This window comes from Shewanella sedimentimangrovi, from assembly GCF_017354965.1.
Lineage (GTDB): Bacteria > Pseudomonadota > Gammaproteobacteria > Enterobacterales > Shewanellaceae > Shewanella > Shewanella cyperi.
The window spans coordinates 4157131-4173784 of sequence record NZ_CP071502.1; the positions used below are offsets into that span (position 1 = coordinate 4157131).

The following is a 16654-nucleotide window of genomic DNA, read 5'->3' on the forward strand; positions in this document are numbered from 1 at the left end:
GATGGTGATGATTGCTAGTAATGCTGAAGCAGGTTTGGAACTGTGATGATGGGCGTCAAACCCCTGTGAAGCAGAAAAGACGCCACCACGAACTAACTTTTTGCGTACCTTTTGAATTTACTTGAGAGTAAAAAGTATAAACATGAGAAAGTAATAAGACTCACTACTAGTAGTGGAGCCCCATAGTCTTCCACTAAAAATGTCATGTCATATTCAAAAATAAACAGTAGAAAAATAGTGTGCAATACCACTGCCAGAAAGAGAGTTACCATCATCGCAGCAGGTTCAGCCCAAATCAATCTATCCCTTTTTCCAAATAATTTACATAAACCAAAAAACAAACCCTTCATCATAGAGCGCCCCCAGCAGTAGCGTGATATTCATCCTCACGACGACCTACAACTTTATTATAAATGAATTTCGTTAAGTTACCGCCTGAGAGGTAATCCGCTCCGTAATAGGCTGCAGCCACGCCCCAACCAACAGGCCCTGCGAAAGCGGCCGCCCCTGCCGCAATATCAGCGATACCATCAATGCCTCTCAATACCATATCTTCATTGGATTTCCCGCTATTCCTCATGTCAACTATGTCGGACACAGTGGTGCCAGCCGTAATTACACCTCCTACTAGGAATGCATAATTTCCAATAAGCCTAGCCTTATCCCAAATTTTCCCGTGGTTTTTATATTTGTCAGACCATCTACGCTTTGTGTTTTCGGTTTTATTTTGAATGTAACCAGCGGTGAGTCCGGTGGGGGTGATGATATTATCGTTGACATCACCTATTGATGTGCCGTTATCACTATTGTCTGGAGTGTAAACAGTCTGATAAGTATCGACACCTTTAGTTTGGCCTACATATTCCCAGCCATCACTGTCTGTTGGTTTTGGTGTGCCCCCTGCGCCACTTTGATTGGTACTAGAATCTGACTCTTTAGTCGATTTATTCCCCGTAACAGATTCACCTTTTTCATCGTTCTTTTCGCCATTAGCAAGCCCAAAACCATGAGCGGCTCCCTTCACCCAATCATTCATTCTTCGAAATTCTTCTTCGGAAGGAAAATCAGTCCCCCTGACATCACCCAGCAATTCATTTGTGCGCCAACTATCTGCGCCTCCACTTCGAACAGATCTATACCCCGTCGGATCCGTCCCAGACATAGGATTGTTCAAGATGTACGAATAAGGGTTGGCACTCTGACTGTTCTCCGGCATTTGCAAGAAAGGATCCACACTCAGGAAGCGGCCAACATTGAAATCGTAGATCCGCCCGTTCATATGAATCAGCTGCTGCTCTTGCAAATGCTCATGGTCGGTAAAGCCGCGCTTAACGCCTTGCCAATCCGTCAGCAGTGGATTGGGGTTAAACAAGGTGCTGGCATCCAAATCCATGGGGCGACCGAAGACATCATAGCCACGGTATTGCAACACGGACAGGCTGCCCCCCGCCACCAGGGTATCGACACTGCCGAGACGGTCCCGCAGTACATAGGTCAGCGGTTGCTGATTGCCCAAACTGCCACTGATAGCCTTTTTGACAATACTGTGATCGCCCAGATAGCTGGTGTCTATGGTGGCAGAGGTGCTGATTTCCCGCTCCACAGGTCCCACATAATAAGTGGTGGTGACGTTGCCGCCCTGGGTTTTCACCTGCTTGTAGCGCATCCCATCGGCATCGTAACTGAACTCGCTGACAACTCCGTTGCGCTCCACCCGCAGCGGTTTGTTTTCATCGTCATAGCTGAGCACAGTGCCGTCACCGTTCAGGCGGTTGCCGTTGGCGTCATAGTTGAAATTGTAAGTCACTCCGTCACGGATAAACTGGCGAATCGCATTGGGACCGGCATTACCTCCCAGGGACCTGTCTTTGTTGCCGTACAGGAAGTTACTGCCATAGTCATCCTTCTGGATAATATTGCCGCCGGCATCGTAGTCGTAGGTCACCAAGGGAACACTTTGGCCCTGAACCGTTTTCTGTGAGCTTTTGACCCGCATCAGCTCATCGTATTCATAGTCCTCGCGGTATTGGCGCACCCGATTGTCGGCATAATTCAGATTGCCCATGCTGTCATATTGATAATCCAGGTATTGCAGGCCGATATTGGAACAGTTTCCTGTGCTGTCGGTACAGATGGTCAGCGGCGAACCGGCGTTATTGCGGGTGATCTGCTGCACCATGCCATTGCCGAACCGCTGCTGATTGATGGCGCCAAAGGCGTTGTAGTCCTCCACATGGCGCAGCAACCTTTCACTGCCATTGTTAAAGGCCTGGAAGTCATCCAACACAAAGCCGTTATCGTCGAAGCGGAAGGCCAGGGTTTCGCCACTGGCGTATTGGACCGCCTTCATGCGCCCGAACTTGCTGTCATAGGCATAGCGCTCGACAAAGTTTAGCCCGCCTGTGGTCACCGTCATCTGCCGTGGCCGCCCGGCTGTATCGTAGGCAAAGGTGCGGCCGTGACCGCTGACATTGGCCTGGTACAGGAGCCCATTGCCGACGATTGTGTCATAGACCCAACTGCGATTGGCGAGGCTACTTGACTTACTGGTAAGACGCCCCAGCTTGTCATAAACCAGGGAGGTTTTGATGCCCCGGGCATCGGTTTGCTCGCTCAGCTCTCCAAATTGGTTATAGGCAAAGCTCCAATCGCCCATATTGGGATCGCTGAAACCGGCCTTGCGGCCCAAATCGTCATACACGGCGGTAATGTCATTCCCCAGTACATCCCGCACCAGTATAGGTAAGCCGGCAGCGTTATAGCCAAAATAGCCGACGCCGCCCTTGGCATCTTTGGTCTGCAGCAATTGGCCCAGGGCGTTATAACTGCGACTGACGCTGAAGTTGTAATCGCGGCTGCTGACCTCAACCACAGTTGTTAATGGATCATCTGCAAGCTCATCAACGCCGTAATGGTAAGTCGATACGTAACTCACCATGCCATCGTTGAAGGTTTTGGTTTTCGCCCGCCCCAAGACGTCAAACTCAGTGAAGCTTTTGCTGATCTGGGTGCCGTAATCACCGGTTGGTGTGGTTTCGCTGACCAGGTTACCACGGGCATCGTAGCTCATCTCGCTTACCACGGTACCGGAAAAGCCCTGGGTTTCACTGCGGATAAGGCGTTTCAAACCGTCATAGTAGTTGACTTGCTCCGGCGCTCCGGCGCTGCGGGTAATCACCTTGTATACCGCATTGCCTTCGCCCGTCACCCATTGGCTGCTGCTATAGACACTGGGGCTCACCACGGTACTGCCCTTGGCCGCAGAGGTTTCCAGTATCTGGCCGATAAAGTTAATGACATTGGTTTGGGTCACGCCCTGAACATTGGTGCTGGTCAACACTGCGCCCGTGAGAGCATCAAAGCTTTGCTGTGATGCGACTACGCCAAGGCCCCACTGCCCGTTGAAGCTTTGTTGCGGGAAATAGCCATCGGCGTCATATGCCACCTTGGTCCAGCGATTTTTCGCAGAGTCCTCGGAGTCCTCCACTGTGGTCTTGGTGGCATGACCATATAGATCATAATCACTGTAGCTAGTGGTGATTGGCGTTCCGGGGGTAGCTCCCAAGCCCTTGGTAGTACTGCTCTCTAACCGACCTTGGCTGTCGTATACCAGAGAGGTCTCCACCTTGGTGGTATAACTTGTCCCCCTCAGAGGGTCGGCCACCAGACTATGGCCACCGTAAACCAAAGTTTGGGTGCTGGTTTTGTTTTCAAGCACACTCCAGCCCGGCAACGGCGCTGTGTAGACAAGGTTATCGGTAGAAGTGTGAGTGACAGTGGCATCACTTGTCTTAGTCTGCTGCTGAGTTGGCTGACAGCGATCATTTTGGGTCGCGATGGTACTGACGGAACTAAACGCTGTCGCTTGCAGGCGGTAATTTTCCATCAAGGTTGCTGCTGGGTAAAAGCACCAAGACTGCCCAACCGAGTACTCTTCCTGCGATGGGTACCTGGAATCAACTTGATAATGGCTTATCAATTCTCCTGCACTTTTCACATCCCGCTTCTTCACCATGCCCGACCAGGGGAACTCCTGCTCAAACTCGGTCGTGGTCACTATAGTGTGTTTATTGTCGGCATCCTTGTTGGTTTCTGTGATACTGGCAAAGCCCTGGAATCCACGACCGGCCACATGGAGTTTGGCGTCTTTGTAGAAGAAGGAGGATTGACTGAAGCCCCCGACAGCATCGGGAGTGCTTAAGCTCTCCACCACCCGCATGGTGTTACTGAAATACACATAGGGGTAGCCTTTAACATCATTATTCCATTGATAGACATTTTTTAACTGGGTGTAATTCAGCTTGGCCTTGGTGCCGAGGCCGGTATCGATTTGACTGATACTGGTATCCTGGGTCTCGTCATTGGCAAATACCACGAAACCCCTGGGGTAATCAGCCGGAGTGCCCGATTTCGAGCCGTAATACCACTTGCGCTTCACCGCATCGAATTCATAGCCCAAGCCTGAAATTAAATCCATCCGTCCATCGCCGTTCACATCCATAGGTGACATAGTGGCAAGGGCACCGTAAACATCCAGCTTCACCTCATCAAAACTCTTGCCGTCGGGACGGGTGATCAATACGTTCCAATACCAAACATCATAACTATAAAACTTCGGGGCATAGGCGCCATCGACAGCATCACAGGCCTCATTGGTGCTCCACGCCCAACATTCGTAACGGTATTTTCTTCGATAGCGATCCGGGTAAAGAATATCTTGACGGCCATCACCGTTATAATCGACAAATTGTATGAAGTTTTCGTATACGTAACCTTCCGGACCATCATATGAAGGATCTGTTGCGATGAAACCACCATCAACGGTCCAGGCAAGTTCGGTGTTGAAATTTGTCAGTGCGACCGGGGTGTCAAATAGCCCGTTGCCTTTGTTGAACGCCACATAGCGGGTATAGAAATTGTCAGTGCTGTTCACCTTATTCAAAGTCAGCACATCTGGCAGGCCATCACCATTGAGATCCACCCAGCGACTGGGCTTTGTCCTTTCCACTTTGTTTACATTGACGTTGAAGGTATAGTTCTTCTCGGTAACCGTCACTGTACCGGTGCTGTTGTCATAGCCGAGTTTGTACCATTTCAGTGAGGTGCCAAAACTCCCCGGCACCAGATCGAGAACACCATCACCATCCAAATCCATGGGTTGTAAGGAGTCTTCTGCAGAGGCATTAAAAGAGCCATTAGGTGTAGTACTGAATCCTCCAGATGGCGGATTATTCAGATAAACCTTGTAGGTGATGGTATGCATACCGGAACTGGTCGACTTATTGGTGGCCACTATCAGGTCGGCACTCCCGTCACCATTCACATCTATCAAATGGCTCTGGCAGAAGACTTCGACGGACAAGTCCAAAGTACTGCCAAAACAGGCCGCATTAATACCCGTATCAACCAATACCGAGACGGCACCTGTTTCCGTATCTACAGAGCCAATTTCTATGTTCAGCGAGTCATTAATATAAGCGATATCGTCTTTGCCATTGCCATCGTAATCGATGGTGCCGCTAAGCGTATTCATGCTGTGTTCGTTATATGAAATAACGCCGTCACCATTTACATCAACGTGACTTAAAGCATAACTGACGTGTGGATATGCTCCGACCTTGACCCCATTGGAAGATAAATAGGTGCCTTCCAAAGGAATATGGAGATCAGCAACGCCGTCACCGTCATAGTCCCCCTTATTTACCAGCTGGTAACCCACAGTGTCATTGTCATGAATGTGATCTGCCGCATGACTGGTCAATTCATGGCGGTCATAAACCTTGTGATTCCAGGTAAAATTGCTGGTTAAACAATTGCTGTCATCGCTGCCATCACAGTACTCAAGCTTTTCCAACGTCGCCGCATCATTCAGCGCATTGGCATCTGGCGTCTCATAGGTCAGTTTCCACACTGCCTTAAGAGTGTCCGCTATCTTTATCTCAATGGACTTAAGCTGCTGGTTGAAAATTCGTTTACCACCCCAGTGGTAACTGAATTCCGGCGCTTTGTCGGTGTAGTTGAACACTACATGGCGGTCGCCATAAGTCCCCTGAAAACCTGTGTAATAAATATCACTTAGATAGCGATTGCCAACAGTGGACTCACTGTACAGGTAGTGGATCTGGTTGCCAAATGGGTCTTCGGAGCGGGATTGCAACCATTCTGTCGCGACGCTGACTCCACTTGGAATCAACTGGGTATTGGCGCTGTCGCCCAGTGTATGCACCTTGCCGTCGGGATCATAAAGCTCAAAATAGGTTGAGGATTGATTGATATTACCGCCCAACTGTATGACATATTGGCCATTGTTGCGCTCGGTTTTATAGTAGGTACCTGAAAAACCGTAACTGCCAGGGGTAGTACCGCCAGGCGCAGGAACCGCAACTAGCATGCTGCCATTCAAACACAGCAAATCTGCACTGCTTAAGGTAGGTGCCTTGGTAGATTGATTCAAATCGTAAATAGCGCTGCATCGGGCTATTGAGGAGTAAGCAGACAAACTCCAGCCCATACCGGCAATGCCCTCACCCGCCTGACTAGAGTAGTTGAGACTGATTGCCGGCTGCATACCGCTTCTGCCTGGCGGCAGCGTGATAGGTACAGCGTAAGAGGCCGCGCCGCCGTCTACAATCAAATTCCCCTGAATTTCGCCGACAAGCTCAGTGGCTGCCGCTGTGGGTATGCTGTTGCCGGCGTCAGCGATGTCATCAATATCGAGCTGAACAACTTTTTGTACCACTACAGAGACAGACGCAGTTTGAGAATAAAGGCCGTTGCTCTCGGCTCTCGCCGAGATGGTATGATCCCCGGCCTCTACGCCCACAAAGGAGTAGCTGTAGGGAGAGGTCGTATCTGAGACCCAGCTGCCACCATCTATTGAGAACTCTACTTTTGAAACTACAGAATCTATGTCTGACGCAGCAGCTTCAACCAAAATGGCATCGCCTTCGTATATATCGTCAGGCAGGTTCAGACTAACGCTGGGAACATCATCTACTGCATTGACCGTCAATACAAAAGTTTGAGTGCTGGTGAGCAAGCCATCGGATACAGTTAGGTCCACCGTACTGCTGCCCGACTGGTTCGCCGCCGGGGTCAGGGTCACGCTACGGCTGCCGCCACTGCCACCAAAGGCAATATTCGCCACCGGTAACAGGCTGGTGTTGTCGCTGGCGGCACTCAGGGACAGTGAGGTCGCTGCCGTTTCCACGTCGCTGATGGTGAAGTTGACCAGCTTGGCCACATCTTCATTGGTGTTCTGGTCGGTGATGACCGATATCACCGGTGCATCGTTGACCGCATTGACCGTCAGTACAAAGGTTTGAGTGCTGGTGAGCAAGCCATCGGATACCGTCAGGGTCACCGCGCTGCTGCCCGACTGGTTCGCCGCCGGGGTCAGGGTCACGCTGCGGCTGCCGCCGCTGCCGCCCAGTACCACGTTCGCCAGCGGCAACAGGCTGGTGTTGGAGCTGTTGCGCGTGACGGTCAGCGAGGTTGCCGCCGTTTCCACGTCGCTGATGGTGAAGTTAACCAGCTTGGCCACATCTTCGTTGGTGCTCTGGGCGCTAATGACCGACATCACCGGTGCATCGTTGACCGCGTTGACCGTCAGTACAAAGGTTTGAGTGCTGGTGAGCAAGCCATCGGATACCGTCAGGGTCACCGTGCTGCTGCCCGACTGGTTGGCCGCCGGGGTCAGGGTTACGCTGCGGCTGCCGCCGCTGCCGCCCAGTACCACGTTCGCCAGCGGCAACAGGCTGGTGTTGGAGCTGTTGCGCGTGACGGTCAGCGAGGTTGCCGCCGTTTCCACGTCGCTGATGGTGAAGTTAACCAGCCTGGCCACATCTTCATTGGTGTTCTGGTCGGTGATGACCGATATCACCGGTGCATCGTTGACCGCATTGACCGTCAGTACAAAGGTTTGAGTGCTGGTGAGCAAGCCATCGGATACCGTCAGGGTCACCGCGCTGCTGCCCGACTGGTTCGCCGCCGGGGTCAGGGTCACGCTGCGGCTGCCGCCGCTGCCGCCCAGTACCACGTTCGCCAGCGGCAACAGGCTGGTGTTGGAGCTGTTGCGCGTGACGGTCAGCGAGGTTGCCGCCGTTTCCACGTCGCTGATGGTGAAGTTAACCAGCTTGGCCACATCTTCGTTGGTGCTCTGGGCGCTAATGACCGACATCACCGGTGCATCGTTGACCGCGTTGACCGTCAGTACAAAGGTTTGAGTGCTGGTGAGCAAGCCATCGGATACCGTCAGGGTCACCGTGCTGCTGCCCGACTGGTTGGCCGCCGGGGTCAGGGTTACGCTGCGGCTGCCGCCGCTGCCGCCCAGTACCACGTTCGCCAGCGGCAACAGGCTGGTGTTGGAGCTGTTGCGCGTGACGGTCAGCGAGGTTGCCGCCGTTTCCACGTCGCTGATGGTGAAGTTAACCAGCTTGGCCACATCTTCGTTGGTGCTCTGGGCGCTAATGACCGACATCACCGGTGCATCGTTGACCGCGTTGACCGTCAGTACAAAGGTTTGAGTGCTGGTGAGCAAGCCATCGGATACCGTCAGGGTCACCGTGCTGCTGCCCGACTGGTTGGCCGCCGGGGTCAGGGTTACGCTGCGGCTGCCGCCGCTGCCGCCCAGTACCACGTTCGCCAGCGGCAACAGGCTGGTGTTGGAGCTGTTGCGCGTGACGGTCAGCGAGGTTGCCGCCGTTTCCACGTCGCTGATGGTGAAGTTAACCAGCTTGGCCACATCTTCATTGGTGTTCTGGTCGGTGATGACCGATATCACCGGTGCATCGTTGACCGCATTGACCGTCAGTACAAAGGTTTGAGTGCTGGTGAGCAAGCCATCGGATACCGTCAGGGTCACCGCGCTGCTGCCCGACTGGTTCGCCGCCGGGGTCAGGGTCACGCTGCGGCTGCCGCCGCTGCCGCCCAGTACCACGTTCGCCAGCGGCAACAGGCTGGTGTTGGAGCTGTTGCGCGTGACGGTCAGCGAGGTTGCCGCCGTTTCCACGTCGCTGATGGTGAAGTTAACCAGCTTGGCCACATCTTCGTTGGTGCTCTGGGCGCTAATGACCGACATCACCGGTGCATCGTTGACCGCGTTGACCGTCAGTACAAAGGTTTGAGTGCTGGTGAGCAAGCCATCGGATACCGTCAGGGTCACCGTGCTGCTGCCCGACTGGTTGGCCGCCGGGGTCAGGGTTACGCTGCGGCTGCCGCCGCTGCCGCCCAGTACCACGTTCGCCAGCGGCAACAGGCTGGTGTTGGAGCTGTTGCGCGTGACGGTCAGCGAGGTTGCCGCCGTTTCCACGTCGCTGATGGTGAAGTTAACCAGCCTGGCCACATCTTCATTGGTGTTCTGGTCGGTGATGACCGATATCACCGGTGCATCGTTGACCGCATTGACCGTCAGTACAAAGGTTTGAGTGCTGGTGAGCAAGCCATCGGATACCGTCAGGGTCACCGCGCTGCTGCCCGACTGGTTCGCCGCCGGGGTCAGGGTCACGCTGCGGCTGCCGCCGCTGCCGCCCAGTACCACGTTCGCCAGCGGCAACAGGCTGGTGTTGGAGCTGTTGCGCGTGACGGTCAGCGAGGTTGCCGCCGTTTCCACGTCGCTGATGGTGAAGTTAACCAGCTTGGCCACATCTTCGTTGGTGCTCTGGGCGCTAATGACCGACATCACCGGTGCATCGTTGACCGCGTTGACCGTCAGTACAAAGGTTTGAGTGCTGGTGAGCAAGCCATCGGATACCGTCAGGGTCACCGTGCTGCTGCCCGACTGGTTGGCCGCCGGGGTCAGGGTTACGCTGCGGCTGCCGCCGCTGCCGCCCAGTACCACGTTCGCCAGCGGCAACAGGCTGGTGTTGGAGCTGTTGCGCGTGACGGTCAGCGAGGTTGCCGCCGTTTCCACGTCGCTGATGGTGAAGTTTACCTGCCTGGCCACGTCTTCGTTGGTAACCTGATCGGTAATATTGGAGATAACCGGCGCGTCGTTAACCGCGTTGACCGTGAGTTGGAAGTTGCGGCTGGTGGTAGTGGTACCGTCTGACACCGTCAGGGTCACCATGCTGCTACCCGACTGGTTGGCCGCCGGGGTTAGGGTCACACTGCGGCTGCCGCCGCTGCCGCCAAAGGCAATATTCGCCACCGGCAACAGGCTGGTGTTGGAGCTGCCGGCACTCAGGATCAGCGAGGTCGTCGCCGTTTCCACGTCACTGATGGTGAAGTTGACCTGCCTGGCCACGTCTTCGATGGTGCTCTGGGCGCTAATGACCGACATCACCGGTGCATCGTTGACCGAGTTCACCGTCAACACAAAGCTACGGCTGCTGCTGGTGTTTCCATCCGACACCGTCAGGGTCACAGTGCTGCTGCCCGACTGGTTCGCTGCAGGGGTCAGGGTCACACTGCGGCTGCCGCCGCTGCCGCCAAGCACCACGTTCGCCAGCGGCAACAGGCTGGTGTTGGAGCTGCTGCGCGTGACGGTCAGCGAGGTTGCCGCCGTTTCCACGTCGCTGACAGTGAAGTTAACCGTCTTGGTCACGTCTTCGTTGGTGCTTTGGTTTGAAATCCAAGCTATTGAAGGCGTGTCATTAACACAGTTTACAGAGACAGCGACGTTCAATTGCTCCAGATTAACACCTGAACCTCGCCCACTATCGGGATCTGAATTTACAAAGGTGGTAATGACAAAGGCATCTGTGCCACAGAAATCTTGGTTAGGACGATAAATAACTCTGTTGGCCGCCATGTCAACAGATGTTGTGCCATTGGTTGCCGATCCAGCAGACGTCCCGGTATCTGAATAAGTTACACCGTAGTCAGGAGGAAAGATCGAGAGTGTGCCGTCCTCGGCCATGGTTAATGAGGCACTGTTATTTACCGTAACAGCTGCTGAAACACTTAGCGAAAAAAATAAGGCTGATAAGAAAAGAATAATGTTACGCATTTTACGCATATCCATTGCCAATTTTACTCCTACTAGCACGGTAACTCGCAATCCCTAGATTGAGAGCGAAACATCAATACATTTAAATCAAGCCTTGACAACACCTTGATTTACAAACAATAACAAGCACTTAACTATAGGCCGCGCCATTTCAGCTTTGGCCAAAGAGCAAGTCAAAGCAAAATAAATCCGATGACTCTTTTGTTGCTTCCAGTTGGATACGGGAAACCGGCGCAGATTTAACCACCTTTTTCCAAACCAATCAAGCAACACAGTTTTAACAGTGACTAGGTGTTTAAACATCAGAAAAGTAACTTATTGGGGAGCAGTCTTGGATCAATGGCAGATTTGAAGACCATGCAGAAAAATGCATCTATTGCTAAATATTAGGCATGCACAATATATAAGATGGGGCTTATTTTTGATGTTGCTGAACAAACATTACAAGTGTGAGAATTCCGGATTTTTATGCCACATATCAGCTAAGTAATCCTTGCAGACTTTCTATGCTTCAATCCACAGCCTTTAATTTGGCAACAGCACTAACGTCAACACTTATTTTAAGGTGTAAAAAGTTCGCGTTGAAAACGCAAGCCGACAATTAAAAAAGTGGGTTACATGCTCGCCAGCGTGACAGCCTAACCAACTGAATTATAGCAGCATTCGATGACGGCCATTTTAATAATACTGCCAAGTCAAGGTAAATCACTTCACCAACCAAGTGCACAGCTCAAAGCAGTAGAGCTAATCACTCCTAAGCAGTATCAGCGATCAATTGCGCCAGTGCCACCACATAGATTAGAAGGCGACTCTGAGTAGAAGATCACTATGGCTACAGGTGTAATTTTAACTCTGGCCGCAGCATTCATTGTTACCAGGTTTTGCATACTTGGATACCTGGCTTACCATCGCGGTTGAATGCCACTCTTACCTTAAGATGCTGTAATGGCATTAAAAGTACAGACATCACTAAAAAATTCATTGCATTCAGTCCCGCTACTCACGGGCCTTTATGTATCTCTAATTTGTCATGATATGGGTTCATTTTATGTCAACTTATGGGTTTGGATCGCCTGTAACTTGCTGTTCTTTTTGCGATGCGTATGTCAAGTATTGATTTTCGCGACATCTCTGCCACAGTGCAGGCAGCAGCGAGGCGGCTATCATGCCCGCCATCAACAGGTATTGGCCCTGACTGTAACTTTCCCTCAGCAGCAGGGTGCCAAGGGTGATGCCCGCCACGGGATTGGCTATGCCGCCGAAGGTAAATTCCACCACGGACATGCGCTGCATCAACCACACGTACAGGCCATAGGCCAGGGCAGTGTTGATGAGCACTATCCAAGCCAGCCCCGCCAGGTTACGACCGTCCAGATTGGCAAAGGCGTCGAGATAGGCTTGCGGCGCGAACCAGGCATGCCCCAGGCTCGCCAGGGCCAACAGAGTGCCACCAACTATGAGCTGCCACACCAATACATCCCACCAATGCAGGCGACCGCTGAGGGTTTGGGTCAGGCGACTGCCGCAGATAATGCAGCCGATGGCTGCCACCATGGCCAGCAATCCCAGGGGATTGAGTTGCATCGACGCCGGATTGAACAGCTGCCAGCCAAGCAGCAGCAATAAACCACCGGCCACCAATTGCACCTGACTGGGGCGCTGCCTGAGCACCACAAATTGGAACAGCATGGCAAACAGCGGCACAGATACCATGCCCACCCCGGAGATGGCCGACGGCAAAGTGTGGGCCATGACAAAGATCAGGCTGAAGAAGGCGGCGATATTGAGTGCCCCCAGCCCCAGCAGCGGTAACCAATGCTGCCGGGCCGGTAGGCTGGGTTTGAACATCCACAACAGCAATCCCGCCGGCAGGGCGCGGATGGCCCCCAAGAGCAAAGGCGGCCATCCGGGCACACTCATCTGGGTAATGGCATAGGTAGTGCCCCAACAGGCGGCGGTCAACAAGGCAAAAAATAAATTCATATAAAGTATCTTCACATCAAGACATATTACCAGCCTAACGGAATTATTACTGACGGTAAAGTATCTTCATGTTAAATTAAATTTCAGTTATCAGCGCCGGAAGTAAAAATGGACGCCATCGACAGGATCCAGGCCCAGTGGGCCGCAGAAAAACCCGCACTCGACACCTTGCCCATGGGCATCATTGGACGTCTTGGTCGCTTGGCCAAGCATCTGGAACAACAACTTAGCGCCTGCCATCAGGAGTTCGACCTCAAACCGGGGGAATTTGACGTACTCGCCACCCTGCGCCGGGCAGGCGCCCCACACAGACTCACACCTTCCGGCCTGTTGCAGACCATGATGCTGACCTCGGGTGCCATGACCAACCGCCTTGACCGTCTGGAACAAAAAGGACTGATTGCCCGTGAACATAGCCAAAGCGACAGGCGCAGCGTTGAAGTGGTGCTGACCGATGCCGGCTTGACCCTGGTGGAACATGTACTGGACGCCCATGTGCGCCAACAGCAAGTCCTGTTGGCTTCCCTGCCCAGAAAAGAGCAACAGCAGCTCAATGGGCTCCTGACCCTGTGGTTGGCACAATTTGAACAACCCCTTACGTCAGGCGACTGATTTATGGTCTATTCTTGAGCTGACAGCTTAACCATACGGATGGGATCAGGCGCCATGACACACAGCACCCCCGATGACTTTGAACGATTTGACTCTGTTCCCTGCAACACCGAAGTGTACCTGCAGTTGCTGACACCCACCCAACCCATCCGCCTGCGCACCCGCCTGATAGGAATACATTCCCGCAGGGCGGTATTGCTCGAGTTTGGCAGCGATCGCCATTGGCTGGCGGCCAAACCATACATCAAGGAAGACAGGGGCGTGATAGTGCGGCTGCTGAACAGCGATGACCCCAGCGGGCATGTGTTCGCCTTTCGCTCAACCATCAGCCGCATCATGTCGGCCATGTACCAATGGATAGTGCTGGAGTACCCCAGGGATCTGGAACAGTTGGCGCTGCGCCAACACAGCCGCCTGCAAGTCAATGTGCCGGCGCAATTGCAGGCCAATGACAGCACCCACAAGGTATCCGATGGCCATATCTGCGATATCTCCATCGGCGGTGGAGCCTTCATCGGCAAAGATCTGGGTGAAGACTGCGTCGACAAGCACTACAGCCTGAAATTCACCGACGACAGGGATGGCCGCAGCACAGTGCTGCCGGTCACCATCAAGAATCAGCAATTTATAGACGCAGAGAATAACCTGACCCACTACGGTCTGGTGCTCAACTGCTCCCAGCAGGAAACCGAAGCCCTGGTGCAAAGGGTGATCCTGAGGCACCTGATCCAGGAGCTGCCTGGCAAGCAGCCCCTATCGGAAGAGACAAAGGCCGGGGAAGACAAGGGCGCGCCGGCAGCCGACCAATAACTCCCTCGGCCAAGATAGCGAGAAAAATCAGGCAGAAGTGGTCAGATAGGCTTCCAACTGGCTGCGGATATCGGCCGGAATCGGCTGGCTTTTTTCATTCCCGTAGTCGTAGTGCACCAGGGTGGTCTTGGCCTCGGCGGTTTGTACGCCGGCCTGGAAGGCGCGCTGGAACACCTCAAAACTGGAGCTGCCGATGCGGCTTATCTGGGTAACCACTTCGACTGTCTTGCCGTAATAGGTGGGCGCACTGAAGGCCACACTGAAGCCCGCCACAATCAGGTTCCAATGCTTGAGATCCAACTCGGGGTTGAAGATGGCGAACACTGGCTCACGGGCCGCCTCGAACCACACGGGGATCACAGTATTATTGATGTGGCCCAGTCCGTCGGTTTCATTGAATCTGGGTTGGATGCTGAGCTCGAACTGCATGGCTGGGTTCCTTAGTGATAGTGGGCGGCGATTTGCATCTTAAGCCAAAGCGCCGCCGTGACCAAGTATTCAGCCTTAGCCGCCGTACATGGCGCTGATTTCCCTGGCGTATTTGTGATAAATCATCTTGCGCTTCAGCTTGAGGGTCGGGGTAATCAGTCCCGACTCCATGGTAAAGGCGTCCGGCAACAGGGTGAACTTCTTGATCTGTTCAAAGCCCGCCAGCTCCTGTTGCATCAGCTTGAGCCGCGCCTCGAAGTGTTCCAGCACATGGCTGTGACGTATCAGTTCCAGCTTGGATTCGTAACTTAACCCCACCTCCCTGGCCCAGGCTTCCAACGTCTCGAAGGCGGGGACTATCAGGGCCGTCACATAGTTTCGGGCATCGGCTATGATGGCCACCTGTTCGATAAAGGGGCAACAGCCCACTTTCCCCTCCACCCGCTGCGGCGCAATGTATTTGCCGTTGGACGTCTTCATCAGTTCCTTGATGCGATCGGTAATAAAGAGATTGCCTGCGGCATCCAGGCGCCCGGCATCACCTGTCCTGAGCCAGCCATCCTCAAAGGCGGCCGCAGTGTCCTCGGGTCGCTTGTAGTAGCCGCTCATGACGGTATCGCCGCGCACCAGGATCTCATCGTCGGCCCCGAGGCGCACTTCCACCTCAGGCAGTGTCTGGCCATTGGAGCCGGGCACCCTGTTGTCCAATGTGTTGCAGGTGACTGTGGCCGTGGTTTCGGTCAGGCCATAGCCACAGAGCACGGGAATATGCACGGCGTTGAAGAAGGCCCCCACTTTGGGGTCCAGGGCTGCACCGCCACAGGGCATAAACCTCAGCCGGCCCCCCAGCACCTGGCGTAACTTGGAGGCCACCAGGGCATCGGCGATACGAGCCTTAAGCTTGAGCCACAATGAGCTCCGGGCACGGCCCTGATCCACCTCAAATTGGTTTTGTCCCACGGCCAGGGCCCAGTGAAACAGTGCTTGCCTGGTCTTGGGCGCGCGGGCAACCTTGTCCTGCACCGCGCTGTAGACCTTTTCCAGGAAACGTGGCACCACGCACAGGGTATGGGGCCGTACCGCGGCTATGGCCTCCTTGACCCTGTTGGTATCCGACAGGTAAACATTGTGGCCGCCACGGCACAAGACATAGAAACTCCAGCCGCGCTCAAACACATGACTCAGGGGCAAAAAAGCCAGGGACACGTGTCCGGAACTGACGGCCAGACGTTGATCGTGCTGGCGTACCGTGGAAGCAAAGGCCCGGTGCGGCAACATGACCCCCTTGGGATCCCCCGTGGTGCCTGAGGTGTAAATCAGGGTCAGCAGTTCATCCAGGTTGGCACCATCGATTCTCTGCTCCAGCTCCTGTTGCACTTCGACCTGAACCGGCCGTTCAAGCAGCTCGTCAAAATAGCAATCCGAGTTGTGGCTCAGTTCCACCGCACCATCGAATACCACTATTCGCTGCAAACCGGGACACAGGGCCCTGAGTTCACAGGCCAGGGCGTAGCTGCGGGCACAGTCGACAAACAACCAGCTGGCTTCGGCATCATTGATGATAAAGGCGGCTTGCTCGGCGGTACTGGTGGGATAAATCGGCACTACCACGGCACGGGCCTTGAGCGCCGCCACGTCGGCCACAGTCCACTGGGGGCAATTGTGCGACAGTATGGCCACCTTGTCCTGGATGGCCAGCTTGTCGGCTATCAGCTGCATCGCCAAGCGATCGGTGCGTTGCTCAAATTCCTGCCAGCTGAGTTGCTGCCAGGGTGACGCCATTTCAAAGCCTTCGAGGGCGATGGCCTGGGGCCGGGACAGGGCCTGCTGACGCAGCAGACGCACGACATGAAATTGCTGAAGTGACATGGG

At 54.0% G+C, this 16654-nt stretch carries 6 protein-coding genes; 2 read left to right on the forward strand and 4 right to left on the reverse strand.

What is annotated here, in order from left to right:
* Positions 1–349 precede the first annotated feature (349 nt).
* Positions 350–10750 carry a tandem-95 repeat protein gene (locus JYB85_RS18580; protein WP_207380476.1) on the reverse strand — a complete coding sequence of 3467 codons (10401 nt, stop codon included), beginning with the start codon at positions 10748–10750 and terminating at the stop codon, positions 350–352.
* Between the two features lie 1254 nt (positions 10751–12004).
* Positions 12005–12931: a DMT family transporter gene (locus JYB85_RS18585; protein ID WP_207380477.1), complete on the reverse strand. Its 927-nt coding sequence runs from the start codon at positions 12929–12931 to the stop codon at positions 12005–12007.
* Positions 12932–13039: 108 nt separating this feature from the next.
* Between JYB85_RS18585 and JYB85_RS18590 the strand changes: the two genes are divergently transcribed.
* Positions 13040–13543, forward strand: coding sequence for a MarR family winged helix-turn-helix transcriptional regulator (locus JYB85_RS18590; protein ID WP_207380478.1), 504 nt, complete (start codon positions 13040–13042; stop codon positions 13541–13543).
* A 54-nt stretch (positions 13544–13597) separates the two neighbouring features.
* Complete coding sequence (locus JYB85_RS18595) at positions 13598–14353, forward strand: PilZ domain-containing protein (RefSeq protein WP_207325024.1); 756 nt, start codon at positions 13598–13600, stop codon at positions 14351–14353.
* Positions 14354–14380: 27 nt separating this feature from the next.
* Here the strand turns inward: JYB85_RS18595 and JYB85_RS18600 are convergent, their stop codons facing one another.
* On the reverse strand, positions 14381–14782 hold the full coding sequence (locus tag JYB85_RS18600; RefSeq protein WP_207321386.1) for an acyl-CoA thioesterase: 402 nt from the start codon (positions 14780–14782) through the stop codon (positions 14381–14383).
* 75 nt (positions 14783–14857) lie between these two features.
* A complete protein-coding gene (locus tag JYB85_RS18605; RefSeq protein WP_207380479.1) occupies positions 14858–16651 on the reverse strand; it encodes an AMP-dependent synthetase/ligase in 1794 nt (597 codons plus the stop codon).
* Positions 16652–16654 lie beyond the last annotated feature (3 nt).

Excerpts from the sequence above, each read along its gene's own strand:
- JYB85_RS18580 (WP_207380476.1), bottom strand. The coding sequence starts at position 10,750 with ATGGCGGCCAACAGAGTTATTTATCGTCCTAACCAAGATTTCTGTGGC.
- JYB85_RS18585 (WP_207380477.1), bottom strand. The coding sequence starts at position 12,931 with ATGAATTTATTTTTTGCCTTGTTGACCGCCGCCTGTTGGGGCACTACC.
- JYB85_RS18590 (WP_207380478.1), top strand. The coding sequence starts at position 13,040 with ATGGACGCCATCGACAGGATCCAGGCCCAGTGGGCCGCAGAAAAACCC.
- JYB85_RS18595 (WP_207325024.1), top strand. The coding sequence starts at position 13,598 with ATGACACACAGCACCCCCGATGACTTTGAACGATTTGACTCTGTTCCC.
- JYB85_RS18600 (WP_207321386.1), bottom strand. The coding sequence starts at position 14,782 with ATGCAGTTCGAGCTCAGCATCCAACCCAGATTCAATGAAACCGACGGA.
- JYB85_RS18605 (WP_207380479.1), bottom strand. The coding sequence starts at position 16,651 with ATGTCACTTCAGCAATTTCATGTCGTGCGTCTGCTGCGTCAGCAGGCC.